The organism is Alkalicoccobacillus porphyridii (assembly GCF_007293315.1).
Taxonomy (GTDB): domain Bacteria; phylum Bacillota; class Bacilli; order Bacillales; family Bacillaceae_D; genus Alkalicoccobacillus; species Alkalicoccobacillus porphyridii.
In genome coordinates this window covers 1-312 of sequence record NZ_VLXZ01000128.1, presented here as the reverse complement: position 1 = coordinate 312, position 312 = coordinate 1, and the positions used below count along the sequence as shown (strand labels likewise).

Annotated in this window: 1 protein-coding gene; it reads left to right on the top strand. The window is 55.8% G+C overall.

Annotation, left to right across the window (positions count from 1 at the left end):
• Window positions 1-312: SurA N-terminal domain-containing protein (locus tag FN960_RS23790; RefSeq protein WP_185971135.1), on the top strand; the 312-nt coding region annotated here is incomplete at both ends.

The window sequence follows — 312 nt, the reverse complement described above, 5'->3', positions numbered from 1 at the left end:
TTAAACAGGCGATTTTCGCGACCCCAGCCTTCCAGGTTGACGGCAAATTTGATAACAGCCGCTATAACGGTATCCTCAACCAGATGGGGATGACCGCCGATCAGTACGCCCAGGCGCTGCGTAACCAGCTCACTACCCAACAGCTGATTAACGGCGTTGCCGGTACCGATTTTATGCTGAAAGGTGAAACCGACGAGCTGGCGGCACTGGTCGCGCAACAACGCGTGGTGCGTGAGGCGACTATCGATGTTAACGCGCTGGCGGCGAAGCAGCCTGTGACCGAACAGGAGATTGCCAGCTACTACGAACAAA